The 16,553-nt window shown below is 51.7% G+C and carries 13 protein-coding genes; 11 read left to right on the top strand and 2 right to left on the bottom strand.

Going from position 1 to position 16,553, the window contains the following annotated elements; translation table 11 throughout:
- Positions 1–115 precede the first annotated feature (115 nt).
- Positions 116–538 carry a helix-turn-helix domain-containing protein gene (locus tag LI015_RS11715; RefSeq protein WP_227125104.1) on the top strand — a complete coding sequence of 141 codons (423 nt, stop codon included), beginning with the start codon at positions 116–118 and terminating at the stop codon, positions 536–538.
- Positions 535–1,125 carry an ATP-dependent Clp protease proteolytic subunit gene (locus LI015_RS11710; protein ID WP_002564600.1) on the top strand — a complete coding sequence of 197 codons (591 nt, stop codon included), beginning with the start codon at positions 535–537 and terminating at the stop codon, positions 1,123–1,125. The genes LI015_RS11715 and LI015_RS11710 overlap by 4 nt, the downstream gene beginning before the upstream one ends.
- A 111-nt stretch (positions 1,126–1,236) precedes the next feature.
- On the opposite strand, the gene LI015_RS11705 is transcribed toward LI015_RS11710, so the two are convergent.
- Positions 1,237–2,112 carry a DUF2877 domain-containing protein gene (locus LI015_RS11705; RefSeq protein WP_002573370.1) on the bottom strand — a complete coding sequence of 292 codons (876 nt, stop codon included), beginning with the start codon at positions 2,110–2,112 and terminating at the stop codon, positions 1,237–1,239.
- A gap of 241 nt (positions 2,113–2,353) precedes the next feature.
- Between LI015_RS11705 and allB (LI015_RS11700) the strand changes: the two genes are divergently transcribed.
- From allB (LI015_RS11700) to LI015_RS11685, 4 genes are read left to right on the top strand one after another with little or no spacing between them, the layout of a single operon-like run.
- Positions 2,354–3,763, top strand: a complete 1,410-nt coding sequence (gene allB / locus LI015_RS11700) for an allantoinase AllB (RefSeq protein ID WP_002564598.1) — start codon at positions 2,354–2,356, stop codon at positions 3,761–3,763.
- 30 nt (positions 3,764–3,793) lie between these two features.
- On the top strand, positions 3,794–5,155 hold the full coding sequence (locus LI015_RS11695) for an NCS1 family transporter (protein WP_002564597.1): 1,362 nt from the start codon (positions 3,794–3,796) through the stop codon (positions 5,153–5,155).
- A 16-nt stretch (positions 5,156–5,171) separates the two neighbouring features.
- Positions 5,172–6,545, top strand: coding sequence for an allantoinase AllB (gene allB, locus LI015_RS11690; protein WP_002573368.1), 1,374 nt, complete (start codon positions 5,172–5,174; stop codon positions 6,543–6,545).
- Between the two features lie 41 nt (positions 6,546–6,586).
- Entirely contained in the window at positions 6,587–7,960 is a 1,374-nt protein-coding gene (locus LI015_RS11685; protein WP_002564595.1) for an NCS1 family transporter, read from the top strand.
- 3 nt (positions 7,961–7,963) lie between these two features.
- Here LI015_RS11685 and LI015_RS11680 read toward each other — a convergent pair whose 3' ends face one another.
- Positions 7,964–8,833, bottom strand: coding sequence for an alpha/beta hydrolase (locus LI015_RS11680; protein ID WP_227125102.1), 870 nt, complete (start codon positions 8,831–8,833; stop codon positions 7,964–7,966).
- 232 nt (positions 8,834–9,065) lie between these two features.
- Here LI015_RS11680 and allE point away from each other — a divergent pair, with 232 nt between their 5' ends.
- From allE to LI015_RS11655, 5 genes are read left to right on the top strand one after another with little or no spacing between them, the layout of a single operon-like run.
- Entirely contained in the window at positions 9,066–9,854 is a 789-nt protein-coding gene (allE, locus tag LI015_RS11675; RefSeq protein WP_002564593.1) for a (S)-ureidoglycine aminohydrolase, read from the top strand.
- Between the two features lie 27 nt (positions 9,855–9,881).
- On the top strand, positions 9,882–10,934 hold the full coding sequence (gene allD, locus LI015_RS11670) for an ureidoglycolate dehydrogenase (RefSeq protein WP_002564592.1): 1,053 nt from the start codon (positions 9,882–9,884) through the stop codon (positions 10,932–10,934).
- A 15-nt stretch (positions 10,935–10,949) separates the two neighbouring features.
- Positions 10,950–13,958 carry a DUF1116 domain-containing protein gene (gene fdrA / locus LI015_RS11665; protein WP_118017865.1) on the top strand — a complete coding sequence of 1,003 codons (3,009 nt, stop codon included), beginning with the start codon at positions 10,950–10,952 and terminating at the stop codon, positions 13,956–13,958.
- Between the two features lie 26 nt (positions 13,959–13,984).
- Positions 13,985–14,920: a carbamate kinase gene (gene arcC / locus LI015_RS11660; protein WP_002564590.1), complete on the top strand. Its 936-nt coding sequence runs from the start codon at positions 13,985–13,987 to the stop codon at positions 14,918–14,920.
- A 14-nt stretch (positions 14,921–14,934) separates the two neighbouring features.
- Positions 14,935–16,548: an L-lactate permease gene (locus LI015_RS11655; RefSeq protein WP_117627424.1), complete on the top strand. Its 1,614-nt coding sequence runs from the start codon at positions 14,935–14,937 to the stop codon at positions 16,546–16,548.
- The last annotated feature ends 5 nt before the right edge of the window (positions 16,549–16,553 follow it).

Raw genomic sequence — 16,553 nt, 5'->3', positions numbered from 1 at the left:
AGAATGTTGGAAGTGTGCTTTTCAGCACACCCCAACATTCAGTATAGAACCTTTTATTAAGACAATCCGGCTGCCTCCTGTTATAATAAAATGAACCAGACCAGGAGGTGGCGGAATGAAGAATCAAAAGCATACAGTGAGAAAGGTCATTGATTATATTGAGGAACACCTGGAGGAGAAGCTGAATCTGGAGCAGATAGCGGAGCATGCAGGTTATTCCAGGTTCCATCTGAACCGGATATTCATGGAAGAGACGGGAGACACGATTCATAAATATGTGCAGGAGCGCAGGCTTACCATGGCGGCTGAGAAGCTGGTGGATACGGATATGGACATCACGCAGATAGCCTACGATGCCGGGTACCAGTCCCAGCAGGCATTTTCTCTCGCATTTAAACAGGTATATTTATGTCCGCCCGGAGCGTACAGAAAACGGGGGATCTATCTGCCTGCAAAGAAACGGATTCAAATGCATAAAGCTTCCTGTTTTACAATATATGGAGTTTGTGACAGAGGAATGGGAGGGATTGCAGCGTGAGCACCATACCTTATGTGATTGAACAGACAGGAAGAGGAGAGAGAAGCTATGATATATATTCCAGGCTTCTGTCGGACCGTATTATCTTTCTGGGCGAGGAGGTCAGCGACACCTCTGCCAGCCTTATTATAGCCCAGCTGCTGTTTCTGGAATCCACGGATCCGGACAAGGATATCCAGCTGTACATCAACAGTCCGGGAGGTTCTGTGACAGCTGGCTGGGCTGTATATGATACCATGCAGTATATTAAATGCGACGTTTCAACTATCTGCCTTGGACTGGCAGCCAGTTTCGGGGCCTTTTTGCTGGCAGGAGGAGCACATGGAAAACGCATGGCTCTTCCCAATTCTGAAATCATGATACACCAGCCCGCCATACACGGAAATGGAATCCAGGGCCCTGCCAGCGACATTAAAATTATGTCGGATTACATGCAGAAAAGCAGGCAGCGTTTAAACCGTGTTCTGGCGGTGAATACAGGACGCTCCGAGGAGGAAATAGCCAGGGATACAGAGCGGGATAATTTCATGAGCGCGGAGGAGGCATTGGAGTATGGACTGATTGATTCTATCCTTACAAGGCGGTAATAACTTTAAAATATAATAGATTATATATAAGCGCAGGCACTGTGTCGTGATGCCCCTTTTTGGGGGGGAGGACACAGAAGCCTGCGCTTTTGTTGTGTCTGAACCCCATCCCTATACCTCCGCGGAGAGCCCGTACGCAACCCCGCATAAAGTATCAATGCCGGAAGAATGCCCAATGGCTGAGAATACGTTTAAAATCCTATCGGCAGAGGGAAGGTCTGTCAGGCTGTTGACAGCCAGGCTGAAATGGTGCTGCACAGAGCAGTCCAAAAAGGCGCGGCTGATATCATTGGTATCAAAACGGCGGGAAGTTATCTCCTGGCAGAGAGCGTGCGCAAATGGATGGCTTTCTTCTCCGCGCAGGATGAGTCCTGCCAGCACCCCGCACAGAAAATCATCACCGCTGGGCGTAAGGCCTATTCCCAGTCCAATGAGTCCTGCCAGGTGTTTGGCAGCATCTCCGTACAAATGCTGTTCCAGACATTCGCTGCATTGGAGGATTCGGCTTCTGGCCGCGGCCAGAATTAGGCTGTATTCCTCTTTGCCTGTAATCGCCTGTCCTTCCGTGGAATCGCAGAACAGAAGCCGGAATATGCCGGCCTGCGAGCTGGCGATGGCCTGACGGATCTGTGAAAGAAGCTCTTTGCAGGGAAACGGCCCGGGCGGGCAGGTTAACCGGGTGCAGCAGACTTTTTTCGGCAGGCACCCAAAAGACACTGTGTGCTCCGGAGAGGATATTATAATGCGGCTGCCGGCAATGGACACCTGCTGGCCTGGTTTAACCGGTAGAACTTCAAAAGCCCTGACATCCATGTCTGTTATGATGCTGATAGGAGACATGGGAGAGGATGCGGCCTGCAGGGCCAGAAGGCGCTCTCCTGCCTGAAGATTCACTGTTTTTTTGTAGACGGAGTGGACCGTCCAAAGACGGCACTCCTCCAGCTGCTGTGCTGCGTAGGCGGCAATGGCGGTGATGGTAGGATACATTTGCTTTCTCCCTGTGCTATGCTGTTTGTTGCACTTATAACAATGCTTCAACAATAAATTTTACCAGATTATCGAAAAAAACACAAAAACAAAATTTGAAATAATAAAGTTTTATACATGATAGACAAAAAAACATAATTTTTCCCCGCTTTCTCGTCATTGTTTTCTGACTGTGTATCTAATAAAATACAACGTAAGTATTGAAACGGTCAACGATTTACAGTCTGTAAGGAGGTAAAAAATGTATGATTTAGTAATAACAAACGGAAAGCTGGTAACCCCTGACAGGATTTATGAAGCTGATATTGCGGTAAAAGACGGGGTCTACGCTGCCTTTCTTGCCAAGGGGTCGCAGGCGGCTGCAAAAGAAGTGATAGATGCAAAGGGATGCTACATATATCCGGGAATCATTGATTGCCACGCGCACCTGAATGAACCGGGATTTGAATACAGGGAGGACTTTGAGACCGGTTCCAGGGCAGCTGCGGCAGCTGGCTGTACCTGCCTGATTGACATGCCCTTGAACAATGATCCGTCTTTGATGAATAAGGAAATCTTTGACCTGAAGATGGGGCGCATCAGCAAGCACTCCTATGTGGATTTTGCCCTGTGGGGCGGTATTGTGGGGGATTATGACAATCAGCCCGGTTCGGTGAAGAACAACATGGCGGATCTGGTGGACCTGCACAAATGCGGCGTGGCTGCATTCAAAGGGTTTACCTGCCCTAACGGCGATTTGTTCCCAACCGTGAACATGGGCAATGTGAGAAAGGCTCTGGAAATCTTAAAGCCGTACGGGGCCCTGTGCGGTTTCCACTGTGAAGAGTTCGGTCAGGTGCTTGAACGGGAAAAGGAGGCAAAGGCAAAAACCGGAAGGACCAGCGAAGAGAAAATCAGGGATTTCCTGGATTCCCATGATGTGTGGACCGAGTATGTTGCCACTAAAAATGTGATTGACATGGCCAGGGCAACCGGGGGAAGAGTGCATATCTGCCATGTGAGCCACCCCATGGTGGCGCAGGTTGTAAAGGACGCCATCCACGAAGGGCTTCCCATTACGGCTGAGACATGTCCCCACTATCTTGGGTTTACAGAGGACTTTGTCTTTGAGAAGGGCGCTCCGGCCAAGTGTACGCCGCCTATGCGCAGGAAAGAGGATATGGAACGGCTGTGGGATTATGTTCTGGACGGCACATTATCCTGTGTGGGAAGCGACCACTCACCGGCTGCGGATGAGGAAAAGGACAATTCCACAAAGGATATCTGGCATGCATGGGGCGGTCTCAACTCCATCCAGTTCTTCCTGCCCATGATGTTTGACATGGTGGTAAACAAGAAGGGCTTAAGCCCCACCCTGATTGCCAGGGTGATGGACTACAATCCGGCCAGGGTATTCGGCCTCTACGGCCGGAAGGGGGCCTTTGAGCTGGGATTTGACGGGGACATTGTTATTGTTGATCCTGAGAAAGCCTGGAAATGCAGCCAGAATGAACTGCTGACCAAGGGGCATGTATCCTGCTTCGACGGTCTGGAAGGAAAGGGCGCGCCTGTATGCACCATCATCCGGGGCAAGGTGGTTGCCTCCGGCGGAACCTATAGGGAAGACGCTCTGGGCTACGGGGAATACGTGACACCGGTACATGACTGTTAATACGAGGAGAAGAAAATAAGGGGTGATATTATGAGCGATGTAAAAAATGAAGTAAATAAGCAAACAGATTCATTGGCGCCGATTCAGGACAAGGACCGTATTATGGGGTGGGGATCCTACCTGATGCTGTGGCTGGGAGGATGTATTTCCATCGGCACATTGACCATGGGGTCTGCCCAGCTGGACAAGGGGCTTAACCTGATGCAGGTATTTTTGGCGGTGCTGATTGGATCCACCATACTGGTTATCGGCATCTGTGCAAATGACCGTTTCAGCTACAAATCAGGCGCGCCCTATGCGGTTCAGCTTAAGAGCGCGTACGGCACAAAGGGAAACATTGTACCGGTTATGATCCGTGGGCTTCCCGCTATTGTATGGTACGGATTCCAGACCTGGCTGGGCGGCTCCGCCATCAACCAGATATCCATTGCCATATTCGGATATGACAATGTTGTGCTGTTCTTCCTACTGTTCCAGGTGGTCCAGATTATATTATCAGTAAAGGGCTTCCACGGAATCAAATGGGTGGAGAACATCGGCGGCGTGGTAATCGTCAGCGCCATGCTCTATATGTTATTTGTATGCGTGACCCAGTACTGGGGCGTGATTGGTGATAAGCTCATCAGCAGGAAGGGTTCATGGGGAATGCCGTTCATCGCTGCCATCATCGCTTTCTTTGGCAACAGCACCACGGTTATGCTCAATGCCGGCGACTATTCCAGAGAGTTAAAGGGCGGTTTTTCCGTAGGAAAGCGCGGTGTTGCTTATTTTATTGCCATGGTACCAACCACTGTCCTTCTGGGACTTATCGGCGCAATGGCTTCCACGGCAACAGGGATTGCAAACCCTATCAACGCATTTTCACAGATGGTACATAACAAGGTGCTGCTGGTGGCAACCCTTGGATTCATCCTTTTTGCCCAGATGACCACCAACCTGGCCAGCAACGTGGTGCCCCCTGCCTATGCGTTTATGGACGCATTTAAGATGAAGCACAGGACGGCCGTGATCCTGGTGGGAGTCCTGGCTGTATGTACCTGTCCGTGGATCCTGACCAACGACAGCTCCGCGGCAGGACTGGATCTGTTTGTTAAGATTTACACCGCTTTCTTTGGCCCGATCTTTGCCGTGCTGATCACGGATTACTACATCCTGCACAGGGGAAAGATGGAAGGAGCGGCCCTGGATGACCTCTACGATGATAACGGAACCCATTCAGGAATCAACTGGGCTGCCATCATTGCAACGGCAGTGGGCGCGGTAATCGGACTTGTCAATGTAGACATATCCTTCTTTACGGCAACCATACCTACAGGACTGGTATATTATTTCTGCATGAAGCATATGCCGTCCTGCCAACGTTTCAGGAAAGGAACTTCCCTGGAGAAGTAAATAGGAGGCAAAGCTTATGTATGATCTGTTAGTGAAAAATGGAAGGATTGTTACCGCCCAGGCAGTGACAGAGGGGAATATCGGCATAAAGGACGGCAGGATTGCCGCCCTGCTGGAGGCCGGACAGGAGCCGGAGGCTGCAAAGGTGATTGACGCAAAAGGAAAATATGTGTTTCCAGGAGCCATTGACACCCATGCCCACCTCAATGATCCGGGGTATGAATGGCGGGAGGATTATGAACATGGGACAGCGGCGGCAGCCATGGGAGGTTATACCACCATCATCGACATGCCCCTTCAAAATGAACCGGCCATGACGAACGCGGCAATTTTTGACAGGAAAGTGGAGAAGGTGGACTGTAACGCATATACGGACTACTGCTTCTGGGGCGGCCTGGTGCCGGATAATTTTGACGAACTGGAAGGCCTGCATGAGAAGGGCTGTGTTGCCTTCAAATCGTTTATCGGACCGGTATCACCTGATTACAGCTCCTTAAACTACGGGCAGGCCTATGAAGCCATGGAGAGGATTAAGGAATTTGGCGGACGTGCCGGCTTCCACTGCGAAGATTTTTCCATGATTAAATGGCAGGAAGCCAGGATGAAAAGAGAAGGACGTATGGACTGGCAGGGTTTTCTGGATTCCAGGCCGGTGATTGCGGAGATGGTTGCCACGGTGGATATGATTGAGATTGCCAAGGCAACGGGGTGCAAGGTACATATCTGCCATGTGAGCAGTCCCGACGTGGCCCAGAAGATAAAGGAGGCCCAGCAGGCGGGCTATGATGTGACGGCGGAGACATGTTCTCATTATCTGAGCCTGACGGACCAGGATGTCCTTGCCAACGGACCTCTGTTCAAATGCGCGCCTCCCCTGCGTTCCAAGGAAGATGTGGACCGTCTCTGGGCCTATGTGGAGGACGGTACCTTCAGCGGTATAGCAAGTGATCATTCTCCCTGCTCCTACGATGAGAAATTCAAAGAGATCCTGGGAAATAAAATCGAGAATGTATTTGACGTATGGGGCGGCATCAGCGGTATCCAGAGCGGCTTCCAGGTAGCGTTTAACGAGGGATGCGTAAAGCGGGGCGTGGATCCCAGGGTATTGGCAAGAGCCATGGCCCTTAATCCGGCAAAAGCATTCGGCATATACGGGAAAAAGGGTGACATACTTCCGGGATTTGACGCGGACCTTGTGATTATTGACCCGGAAAAGGAGTGGGAGATTACAAGCGAATCCCTCCTGTATGTAAACAAGATTTCCGCGTTTGTGGGAATGAAGGGCAGGGGACTGCCTGTATGCACCATCATCCGCGGCAATGTGGTGGCTGAAGACGGAAAGATTACAGCAGAAAAAGGTGTGGGGACCCTGGTCAGGAGACTGAGCTGACAGAATGTGATTTTCAGACACTCCCCGGAAAAGGAGAAAGTATGAGTAATATGGTAGAAAATTTGAATTTAAATCCGGAACTGGTAAAGAACGTGGATCCGGATCTGCAGCCGACAAAAAAACGTATTATGGGGCCCCTTTCCTACGCGGCAAGCTTTATGGGAGGGTGCGTATCCATCGGTACCTTCTCCATGGGCGCCGGCCTGATAGGGGCATTGACAGTGGGGCAGGCCATCCTTGCCATGGTTATCGGATGTCTGGTCATCGCGGTGGCCCTGGTAATCATTGGCAACTGCGGGCATAAGTACGGTATTCCTTACACGGTACAGCTTCGGAGCAGCTTCGGCACCACCGGCGTCAAGGTGCCCGGCCTGTTAAGAGGTATTCCTGCCATTATCTGGTTTGGTTTCCAGAGCTGGGTGGGAGCGGGAGCCATCAACAGCTGTCTGAGCATCCTGTTCGGTTTCAGCAACCTTCCCCTGGTCTATGCCCTGTTTACAATGCTGCAGGTTGCCCTGGCCATCAAGGGATTTGAGGGTATCAAGTGGCTGGAAAATATTTCCTGTGTATTCATCATCGCAATACTGGCCTACATGCTGTATGTGGTCAAGACACAGTTCGCAACTGAGATTGATGATGTGTTCTCCGGAATCAAGGGAACATGGGGCATGCCTTTCTGGGCAGCCACCACCTCCTTCCTGGGAATCTATTCAACCATGATCATCAATGCATCCGACTATTCCCGTAACCTGGAAGGGAAGGTGGGACCCACCTTTACCGGAAGTATTTACACGGTTGCCATTCTGCCTGTAACGCTGTTTATGGGACTGATCGGGCTGCTTGTGACGGCTGCTACCGGCAACAGCGACCCGGTTGTGGTGTTCTCCACAACCATGGGAAGCAAGTTCCTCACAGTAGTGACATTGCTGTTTATTGCATTTGCCCAGGTCACAACCAATGTGCTGAACAATATCGTTCCGCCATCCTATGTACTGATGGAATCATTCCACATGAAATGGTCCCACGCCACCATCCTGGTAGGAATCCTCTCGGCATGCTGTATGCCGTGGAAGCTGGTGACAGATGATTCGGCAGCGGGCTTAAGCCTGTTTACCCAGTTCTACTCCGCATTCCTGGGCCCGATTTTTGCCGTAATGGCAGTGGACTATTACATTCTCCGGAAAAAGAAGCTGAATATCAATCATATGTATGACAAGCAGGGTGTGTTCAAGGGAATCAACTGGGCGGCCATCATAGCCATCGTCATCGGCTCCCTCTGCTCTCTGGTCATCGTACAGCTGTCCTGGTATGTGAGCCTGATTCCCACGGGACTTGTGTATTACTTCCTGATGAAGAACATGAAGAGCGCAAAATCATTCCGCACAGGAACCATTTTCCAGGAGCAGGAAGGCTAGTTATCAGCACTGGGCCGGCGACAGCTTCAGGTTCTCCTCCAGGAATGCCAGTGTCTCGTCCAGCAGTTTTTCCGTAAACGGGTTTTCCTCATCCCGGTCAAAGTCGTGGCCATCGCAGGAGGCGATGAACTGCCATGGGCGGAAACGGTTTGACAGCTCCAGGAATTCCCCGTAGGGCACATCATTGTCACGGGTGCCGTGAGCGCAGAAAAGGGGGCAGGGAAGGGCGGTGCAGGCGCGCAGGGTGTAGTCCAGATAGAAATATTTATCCCTGCCTTCATACAGAAGGGAACGCCAGGATCCGGTCTGTCTTGCATATACATAAATGCTGTAGTGGGTGTCCAGGCTTCCGGCCGTGTGGAGGTCAGCACCGGCCTGTTCCAGGCAGGACACATCCACGGCCGGAAGGGAGCAGTAAAATCCGCTGGGTGTCTCATACCAGTGGTCGCACAGGAATCCGTATCCGTAGTAGGAGAGGATCCCAGCGGGCACGGCAGGCAGGTTACCTTTGGCTCCGGCTAAGAGGCAGAGATATGCTCCGGCGGAACGGCCCCACAGGAAGAACGGGAGTTTGCGTCTGCAGTATATTTCGGGATGATTTATGTAATGGGTGATGGAGGAACAGACATCACCCATTATGGTATCCAGCCTGGCGGCGGGCGCAAGGGGGTAGTCGTAGGATACGATGATATATCCGGCCCGGGTCAGGGTATCTATATGCCTGCGGGGCAGATCCTCCCTGCTGCCGTACAGCAGCCCTCCCCCATGGAAGTAAAGGATACAGGCTTTTGCATCTGTATCCTTTTCTGAATATACAGTTGCATACTTTGGATAAGCTGGATGTTCCAGGTTTATCTCTCTTTTTTCCGTCATAATGGTGTTCTCCTTTGTGTAATAGATAAGTTATATTTAAAGATATTATAACATGAGACCGGAAAAAAGTGGGATGTGAAAAAATTAGCAATAGGGTATAAAATGGATAAAAATCATAGGGAGATTTGCATAAATACATAATTGAAAAAAGAACGTTGTTTTGCAATAATATAAATATAAAAAAGTTGACCCAAAAAGGCCTTTAACAAAGAATGAAAGCGAGGAAGTAAATATGAGTTATTTAAATGATCAGGTAGGATACAGAGAGGAATTACTGGCAACACGTTCTGTAATCAAGAAAGAAAATTATGTTCTGCTGGAACCGGACGGTCTGGTTAAGAACAGCATCCCTGGTTATGAGAACTGCGACGTAACCATTCTGGGATCACCTGCCATGGGAGCTACCTTTGCGGATTATCTGGTTACGGTAAAGGAAGGCGGAAAAAACAGCGGCATTGGCGGTGAAGGTCTGGAGACGTTCATTTATGTACTGGCCGGCGAAGTGGTTGTCAAGAATGCCGACAAGGAAGAGAGCCTTACCGAGGGCGGTTATATCTTCTCCCCTGAGAGCGTTAAGGTTTCCTTTGAAAACAAGAGCGGCAAAGAAGCCAGGCTGTATGTATATAAGCGCAGATATGAGAAGATTGAGGGATACAGCGCATTTACGGTAGTGGGAAATGCCAATGATATTCCCTGGACAGAATATGAGGGAATGGACAACTGCCACATCAAGGATTTCCTTCCGGCAGCAGGTAATTTCGGATTTGATATGAACATGCACATCCTGAAGTTCAAGCTGGGAGCGTCCCACGGCTACGTGGAGACACATATCCAGGAGCACGGAATGTATTTCCTGTCAGGCAAAGGCATGTACAGGGCTGACAATGACTGGGTACCGGTAAAGGCCGGAGATTACATGTTCCTGGACGCATATTGCCCGCAGGCATGTTATGCGGTGGGACGTGAAGAGGATTTCGCGTATATTTACTCCAAGGATTGCAACAGAGACGTGCAGTTATAGAATATTGAGAAGAAGCGGGGTGCAGATATGAAACTTTCCCATGATGAGTTAAAGGGGTTAATGAAAAATAAGCTGATGCAGGCGGGGCTGAAGGCGGATCATGCGGATATGACGGCTGATGTCCTCACCTGGTCTGACGAAAGGGGTTATCACTCCCACGGGGCTGTGCGCGTGGAGTATTACAGCGAGAGGATTGCCAAGGGCGGCATCACGGTTGATCCGAAGTTTGAGTGGAGGGAGACAGGACCTTGTTCCGCTGTCTTTGAAGGGGACAACGGCTGCGGATATGTGGCGTCTGTGCTGGCCATGGAAAAGGCCATCGAGATGGCAAAGAAGTCCGGCATCGCAGTGGTTGGCATCCGCAACATTTCCCATAGCGGCTCCATTGGTTATTATACGGAAATGGCCGCCAAGGCGGATCTGGTGGCGATTGCATGCTGCCAGTCCGATCCGATGGCAGTGCCGTACGGCGGGATAGAGCCTTACTACGGTACCAACCCCATCTCCTTTGCAGCCCCCACGGCTGACGAAAGAACGGTTGTATTCGACATGGCTACCACGGTCCAGGCATGGGGCAAGATACTGGACAAACGCTCCAGGCATGAATCCATTCCCGACACATGGGCAGTGGATGCCAAGGGACGTCCGGTTACGGATTCCCGCCTTGTGAATGCCCTGGTACCCATTGAAGGCGCCAAGGGATACGGCCTGATGATGATGGTGGACATTTTCTCGGGCGTGCTTCTGGGAGTTCCCTTTGGGAAGCATGTAAGTTCGATGTACCATGACCTGTCGGCAGGCAGGGAGCTGGGACAGATGTTCATTGTCATGGATCCGTCCAGATTCGTGGGATTAGACGCATTCAAGGCGTCCATGTCACAGGTGCTTGATGAGCTGGGAGAGATGCCGGCCGCAGAAGGCTTTGATAAGGTGTATTATCCGGGTGAGCGCGCAGTCATGAGGCGGGATAAAGCCTATGCCACGGGCGGCGTGGAGATAGTTGATGAAATCTATGAGTATTTAAAGAGCGATAAGGTACACTTTGATAAATATGACCACAAAAACAGGTTTGCCGAATAAGGAGAAGGGGAGCGTATGTTAAAAACCATAGTAAAAAAAGGGAGTTATCATGATTCTGTAGTCCTTATGCTTTTGACTAACCAGATTTCTTCCATAGAAGGTGTAAAGAAGGTTTCCATCATGATGGCAACTCCTGCCAACAAGGACATTTACAGGCAGAGCGGCCTCAGTACCAGCGAGCTGGAGGAGGCGTCCGCCAATGATATGGTGGTAGTGGCTGATGTGGATGACGACGGGCTGCTTGACGTGATCATGGAGGAAGTGGAGGCGTTCTTTAAGAAACAGTCCACTTCAGAGTCGGATAAAAAGGGAGCGGAGGCGGTCCGGTCCTGGGATAAGGCACTGGGAAAGCTGGCGGATGCCAATCTGGCGGTGATTTCCATACCGGGCGCTTATGCGGCGCTGGAGGCTGACCGGGCATTGGATGAGGGCATGAACGTATTCATGTTCAGCGACAATGTTACGCTGGAGGATGAGATTAAGTTAAAGAAAAAGGCCCATGAAAAGGGGCTGGCTGTTATGGGGCCGGACTGCGGTACCGGAATCATCCAGGGCGTGCCCATTGCGTTTACCAATCACGTGGCTCCGGGACCCATCGGCATCATCGGAGCGTCAGGCACCGGCATCCAGGAGCTGACCACCATCATAGACCGTCTGGGAGAGGGCGTTAAAAACGCCATCGGCACCGGCGGCAGGGATCTGTCCACTGAAGTAGGCGGAATTACCATGATGGATATGATTGAGGCCATGGAAAAGGATGATACCGTGAAAGTGCTGATCATCATATCCAAGCCTCCGGCAAAGGCAGTGAGGGACAGGATTTCCGACCGGCTGAGCAACTTTAAGAAACCGGTTGTCACCTTGTTCCTGGGTGAGAAGCCGGAGTACCATGAGGAAAACTTCTACCATGCGTATACACTGGATGAAGCCGCCCGCCTGGCCGTGGGTCTGGTGAGGGGCCAGGATATCGCAGAGGGCAGCGTGGAGGTGGATTCCTCCAGCTTCTTCGCGGCAGAGGAAAAGAAGACAATCAAGGCATACTACTCAGGAGGCACCCTGGCAGGGGAAGCTGCCATGTTAATCAAGGATGCCCTGAACCTTAAGGTTCCGCCCCAGAAGGCAGAAGGTTTTATGTTAAAGACCGACGGACATATCGTGGTGGACCTGGGAGACGATGTATACACCCAGGGCAAGCCTCATCCCATGATTGATCCTGCCAAGCGCATTGAGTGCATGCAGGAGGCGATAGACGACGGGTCCACAGGCGTTATCCTTTTGGACATCATGCTGGGTTACGGTTCCCATGAGGATATGGCCGGGGCCCTCCTCCCTGCAATTATCCGCCTTCGCGACAAGGCCAGGGAGGAAGGGAGAAAATTATTCTTTGTGGCCACTGTATGCGGGACAAGAAGGGATTTCCAGGGTTATGACAAGGCCGTGGAAACACTGAAGGAAGCAGGGGTCATTGTATGTGAGAATAATAAGCTGGCTGTACATACGGCAATCCGCGCCATCGGTCTGGACTTTGAAGAGCCGGTGAAGGAAATCCGCCCCAAGACAACAGCCCGGATCCAGAAAACGGAAGCATCGGAAAAACTCCTTGAACTTCTGTCACAGAAGCCAAGGGTCATCAATGTGGGCCTTAAGAGCTTTGCTGAGGTCATAGAAGCCTTTGGATGTGACGTGGTCCAGTATGACTGGGCGCCGCCCGCCGGGGGCAACGTGGAACTGATAAAGGTCCTGAATTTCCTGAGAAGCTGCCGGGAAATGGATATTGATGAGGCCAACCGCTCCGTTATCGCCAAAGTGGTTGCCAGCCAGCCTGTCATCAGGGATGTGGTGCCGGCTAAGTCTGTCATCAAAGAATTGAATGAGGGAAAGGTGATTCTCCATGCGGGACCGCCAATCCGGTTTGAGAACATGCCGGACCCGGTACAGGGTTCCTGTGTCGGCGCGGCACTCTTTGAGGGATGGGCCGCTACAGAGGAAGAAGCAAGAAAGATACTTGCATCCGGTGAAGTGACCTTTATTCCCTGCCATCATGTAAAGGCCGTTGGCCCCATGGGAGGCATTACCTCCGCCAACATGCCTGTGTTCGTGGTTGAGAACCAGACCGACGGCAATGAGGCATACTGTACCATGAATGAGGGAATCGGCAAGGTGCTGAGGTTCGGTGCATATTCCAAGGAGGTGGTTGACCGCCTGCTGTGGATGAAGGATGTGCTGGGACCAACCCTTGGAAGGGCCATCCGTTCCATAGGCGGACTGAATGTGAATCCTCTTGTAGCCAAGGCAATCGCCATGGGAGACGAGTTCCATCAGAGGAATATTGCGGCGTCCCTGGCTTTCCTGAAAGAGGTCAGCCCGGTGATTACCAAGATGGATATGGACGAAAAGGACCGCTATGACGTCATCAAATTCCTGGCTGATACAGACCAGTTCTTCCTGAATATCATGATGGCAACAGGTAAGGCCGTCATGGACGCCGCAAGGCAGGTAACCGACGGCACCATTGTCACTGCCATGTGCAGAAACGGCGTGGAATTCGGTATCCGCATAAGCGGCATGGGGGATGAATGGTTCACCGCTCCTGTCAACACGCCCCAGGGACTCTACTTTACAGGTTATGACGGTGAGGACGCCTGCCCGGATATGGGTGACAGCGCCATCACAGAGACCTTCGGCGTAGGCGGCATGGCCATGATCGCGGCTCCGGCCGTTACCAGATTCGTGGGAGCCGGCGGGTACGAGGACGCGCTTCGTACCAGCACGGAGATGACGGAGATCACCATTGACCGGAATCCCAACTTTATCATACCAAACTGGAACTTCCAGGGAACATGCCTTGGGATTGATGCCAGACTGGTGGTGGAAAAGGGTATCACACCAGTCATCAACACGGGAATTGCCCATAAGGTGGCTGGCTACGGACAGATAGGGGCCGGCACCGTACATCCGCCTATTGCATGTTTTGAAAAGGCAATCGCGGCATACGCGAAAAAACTGGGGTTCTCTTTGGACTAAGCTTAAGATGTAAGGGAGATGGGGTTATGGATAAAAAAAGAGTAGTAATTGCCCTGGGCGGTAACGCCCTGGGCAAGGATATCGAAGAGCAGAAGCAGGCAGTGGCAAAGACAGCTGAGGTGATTGTTGACCTGGTGCAGCAGGGCATGGACCTGATTATCACCCACGGCAACGGCCCCCAGGTGGGCATGATCCAGAATGCCATGGACCAGCTGGCCTGCAGCTATGAGAATTACAAGGAAACACCGCTGCCGACCTGTGTGGCCATGAGCCAGGGGTATATCGGCATCGACCTGCAAAATGCCATCAAGTATGAGCTGTATAAGAGGAACATGGATGTAAAGGTATCCACGATCCTGTCCCAGGTGGAGGTGGACCCGGAGGACGAGGCATTTAAGAATCCCACAAAACCCATCGGCAGGTTCCTGACCGAGGAAGAAGCAAGGAAAAACATGGAAAACGGGATTCCCTGCATGGAAGACGCGGGAAGGGGTTACCGCATCGTGGTGGCCTCACCCATGCCCATGAAAATCCGGGAGCTCAAGACCATTGAGACGCTGGTGGACGCCGGCCATATTGTCATTACCTGCGGCGGAGGCGGTATTCCTGTGGTGAATGACAATGGCAGGCTCTCGGGAGTCAACGCCGTCATTGACAAGGACAATGCCAGCAGCCTGCTGGCAGCGGAGCTGGAGGCGGATTACCTGATTATCCTGACCGCTGTGGAAAAGGTAGCCATCAATTTCGGCAGGGAGAACCAGGAATGGCTCAGTGACCTTACAGTAGATAAGGCCAAGGAGTACATTGCCCAGGAGCAGTTTGCCAAGGGGTCCATGCTTCCGAAAATCGAGGCAGCCATCCGTTTCGCACAGTCTGGGGAAGGCAGGCGTACACTTATCACCTTGCTTGACAAGGCGGCGGAAGGAATCGCCGGCAGCACGGGGACAGTAATACATAAGTAATCGGGAGATAAAATATGAACGTACCAACAAATCTGTTTATGTGGATAATGGCATGTCTGCCAATCATTGTCCTGCTGCTGTTAATGATTAAGTTCCAGTGGGGGGCTACGGAAGCAGCCCCCGTGGGGCTGGCCATTACGATTATTACCGGCATTGTATTCTATAAAGCTGATATCAGGTTGCTGGCAGCGGAAAGTGCAAAAGGAATATGGAGCGCTCTTATTATCCTGCTGATTGTATGGACTGCGATTCTTCTGTACCAGGTGGCGGATGAAGCCCGGGCCTTTCTTGTAATCCGCAACGGGATGAGAAAGCTTTTGCCCAATGAACTTTTGATGGTGCTGGCCCTGGGATGGATACTGGAGAGCTTTCTCCAGGGAATTACAGGATTCGGTGTACCGGTGGCAGTGGGAGCTCCCCTGCTCATGGGCATTGGAGTAGTTCCCGTATTCGCAGTCATCATACCTTTATTGGGGCAGGCATGGGGCAATACCTTCGGTACCCTGGCAGCTGCCTGGGATGCCCTGGCCATGTCCACCGGACTTGTGCCCGGTACGCCTGACTATCTGGCGGCTGCCTTTTGGGCAGGTGTGTTCATCTGGATGTGGAATGTGGTGATTGGTCTGGTGATATGCTGGTTCTACGGAAAAGGAAAGGCTGTGAGGAAGGGACTTCCGGCCCTCCTTATCCTGTCCCTGATTCAGGGAGGGGGAGAACTGCTTCTGACCCGGGTCAATACAACCATAGCCTGCTTCCTTCCGGCCTGTCTCTCCCTGGTGGCCCTGATACTGATAGGCAGAATGAAGATGTACAGACAGGAGTGGAGTGTGGAGGACAGCCGGATTATGGACCGTGGTGCTGCGTCAGGCACATCGGAGGAGACGCCGGACGGCATGACGCTGGTACAGGCATTTGTGCCTTATATCCTGCTGACGGTGGTTACCATGGTGGTGTTAGTGGTGCCTCCGGTAAATCGTTTCCTGAACCAGGTGTCCATTGGATTTTCATTTCCAGAGACTTCCACGGGGTATGGATTCGTCAACCAGGCTACGGAACTGTTTTCGCCGTTGCGGCCCTTTACCCATGCCAGTATGTTCCTGTTTCTGTCATCCATTGCAGGGCTGGTGTATTTCGGCAGGCACGGATGGATTCGTCCGGGAGGCGTAAAGCGTGTGTTTGTCCGTTCCATAACCATGTCCATGCCGTCGGGAATCGCTATCATCGGTCTGGTCATTATGTCCAAAATCATGGGCGGAACAGGGCAGACCAGCGTGCTGGCGGACGGAATAGCAAGGGTACTTGGTAAGACTTATGTCATATTGGCGCCTCTGGTGGGAATGGTGGGATCGTTCATGACCGGAAGCAATATGTCATCTAATATACTCTTTGGAGAGTTTCAGGTAACCACAGCCAATCTGCTTCATCTGAATCAGGCGCCAATCCTGGGAGCCCAGACAGCGGGAGGCTCTATCGGAAGCGCCATCAGCCCCAGCAATATCATCCTGGGGACTACCACAGCGGGAATCCTGGGAAGCGAGGGACAGGTGCTAAAGAGAATCATACCCTTCACGACCATTATGACGCTGGCAATCGGTATTATCGTATTTTTATCAGTGGCTGTTTCATAACGCGC

It is taken from the genome of Enterocloster sp. 210928-DFI.2.20, from assembly GCF_020554465.1.
GTDB lineage: Bacteria > Bacillota > Clostridia > Lachnospirales > Lachnospiraceae > Enterocloster > Enterocloster bolteae.
The sequence above is the reverse complement of the archived record's forward strand: the minus strand, read 5'-3'. Positions and strand labels throughout refer to the sequence as shown.

Excerpts from the sequence above, each read along its gene's own strand:
- LI015_RS11705 (WP_002573370.1), bottom strand. The coding sequence starts at position 2,112 with ATGTATCCTACCATCACCGCCATTGCCGCCTACGCAGCACAGCAGCTG.
- allE (WP_002564593.1), top strand. The coding sequence starts at position 9,066 with ATGAGTTATTTAAATGATCAGGTAGGATACAGAGAGGAATTACTGGCA.
- LI015_RS11695 (WP_002564597.1), top strand. The coding sequence starts at position 3,794 with ATGAGCGATGTAAAAAATGAAGTAAATAAGCAAACAGATTCATTGGCG.
- allD (WP_002564592.1), top strand. The coding sequence starts at position 9,882 with ATGAAACTTTCCCATGATGAGTTAAAGGGGTTAATGAAAAATAAGCTG.
- allB (WP_002573368.1), top strand. The coding sequence starts at position 5,172 with ATGTATGATCTGTTAGTGAAAAATGGAAGGATTGTTACCGCCCAGGCA.
- fdrA (WP_118017865.1), top strand. The coding sequence starts at position 10,950 with ATGTTAAAAACCATAGTAAAAAAAGGGAGTTATCATGATTCTGTAGTC.
- arcC (WP_002564590.1), top strand. The coding sequence starts at position 13,985 with ATGGATAAAAAAAGAGTAGTAATTGCCCTGGGCGGTAACGCCCTGGGC.
- allB (WP_002564598.1), top strand. The coding sequence starts at position 2,354 with ATGTATGATTTAGTAATAACAAACGGAAAGCTGGTAACCCCTGACAGG.
- LI015_RS11685 (WP_002564595.1), top strand. The coding sequence starts at position 6,587 with ATGAGTAATATGGTAGAAAATTTGAATTTAAATCCGGAACTGGTAAAG.
- LI015_RS11655 (WP_117627424.1), top strand. The coding sequence starts at position 14,935 with ATGAACGTACCAACAAATCTGTTTATGTGGATAATGGCATGTCTGCCA.
- LI015_RS11715 (WP_227125104.1), top strand. The coding sequence starts at position 116 with ATGAAGAATCAAAAGCATACAGTGAGAAAGGTCATTGATTATATTGAG.
- LI015_RS11680 (WP_227125102.1), bottom strand. The coding sequence starts at position 8,833 with ATGACGGAAAAAAGAGAGATAAACCTGGAACATCCAGCTTATCCAAAG.